The sequence below is a fragment of the Photorhabdus sp. RM71S genome (assembly GCF_042879355.1).
GTDB lineage: Bacteria > Pseudomonadota > Gammaproteobacteria > Enterobacterales > Enterobacteriaceae > Photorhabdus > Photorhabdus kayaii.
The window spans coordinates 1-1,486 of record NZ_JBHFKV010000121.1 but is presented as its reverse complement, the minus strand read 5'-3'; the positions used below and the strand labels follow the sequence as shown (position 1 = coordinate 1,486).

Annotated in this window: 2 protein-coding genes; both read right to left on the bottom strand. The window is 50.1% G+C overall.

From position 1 onward, the window contains the following. The coding region (locus ACGF5R_RS23930) for a phage tail sheath subtilisin-like domain-containing protein (RefSeq protein WP_387693115.1) at positions 1–1,205 on the bottom strand (1,205 nt) is incomplete at its 3' end. Further along, on the bottom strand, positions 1,205–1,384 hold the full coding sequence (locus ACGF5R_RS23925; protein WP_112879686.1) for a DUF2635 domain-containing protein: 180 nt from the start codon (positions 1,382–1,384) through the stop codon (positions 1,205–1,207). The genes ACGF5R_RS23925 and ACGF5R_RS23930, both read right to left, overlap by 1 nt. Between the last annotated feature and the right edge of the window lie 102 nt (positions 1,385–1,486).

Here is a 1,486-nt window from a genome sequence, read left to right as displayed (position 1 = left end):
CGGATATAGCGTGTGACGTACATCAGCAAATACAAGGTTTCAACTTCAAGATAGCTGTCATCGTTATCACCAAAACTATTTTTTTGGTACGTCGTGATGATATTTTCGACCTGGATTGTGCCGTCATCAGCCACAGTAAAGCTGGAAATCCCGCTATGTAGCAGATTATTACGCTCAATCAGATCAAGCTGGTCCTCAGATGCCGGAGCCAGAACGCCGCTAATCGGTAATGTCTGTAATGGCCTGCCGGGGTCATTCCGCAAGCTTTGAGCGATTGCCCCAGTTAACGCTGCCGCCCAAACGTAATTGGGAGATGGGGACTTGGTGACTCCCAGCAATGTTTCATGCTGATAGTTACGTTGTTCACCCAATTTTGCCAGTTCCCCGTATGCGCCATTGGCCGCACTAAATGCGTGCCCGTAAAGCTGTTGTTCCCACGACCAGCGCCCGACTGTATCAGACAGAAACGCTTTCACATCATCTAATGACGCGGTATCGGTATAGGGATTGGCAATAAAATCAAAGGAACGGTCTTTGAGATTGCCTAATGCGTTTTTGAGATCTGGCGCGCCCGCTCCACCTGCCATCTGAGCGATTTTCAAATCCATGCCAGAAGGAGTAAATTCACCGCCAGCCTGGCCGCGATAGTTCAGCCGTAAATCAATGCTGTTACCGGCTGCGCCTTTGTTTTTTGCCGTAATGGATACTGTATCAGCCGAGTCAAATGCTACCGTCGCTGTAACAGGTAAAGCGGCTTTCTGATTAATCGCTGCCGATAATGCAGTAGCGACTTGCTCGGCTTTATCTGTGGCAACAGTCGTGATCTGCACACGCTGACCGCCGATATACAGCGAGATAACGCCGGTATCGGTTGCTGGACTGGATACTTTTACACTGCCCCTGGCTGCGACCATGCTATCGGCATCACTTAAGGGAAGAACCCAAACTTCAGCCGCCTGGTCATTAGCTAAATAAGCCCCAGTCATGCCGTGCAGCATTGAGCCATTGCCGTATAAATTAGCCGCTTGAGCGGCGGAAGAGACGCGCTCAGGAATATCGGGCTTTGCTGTGGAAGTACTCAGCATCTGACCGATAATCAGTGTGCGCTGTGTCGCCATGGCGCTGTTCGCCATCGAGTTGTCGAACTCAACATAAAATAGCGGCGCCCGGATATTGTTGGGTACACGTGAAAAGGGTACGGCCATTATTCATTCTCCTTAACTGCCTTTTTAACTGCTTTTTCAGGCTGACATATTTCAACGTCACCGTCTTTTACGCGACGATGCCAAAACAGGCTGTCTTGTACTTCTGTACAACCTTCGGGCAAATGCGTGCCCTTAACCGGGTCGCGTACGCTGCGCCCGGCAACGGGTTTTACAAACATGGATTACTCCTGAATTCTGAAATGAGGTTCTGGCGTGCCGTCAGGCATAGCGATTGTGACGTCGATTTCGTCCAGTTCGGCCGCTTCGATTTCATAGAAATC

Coding starts and splice junctions, on each gene's coding strand:
- ACGF5R_RS23925 (WP_112879686.1), bottom strand. CDS start 1,384: ATGTTTGTAAAACCCGTTGCCGGGCGCAGCGTACGCGACCCGGTTAAG.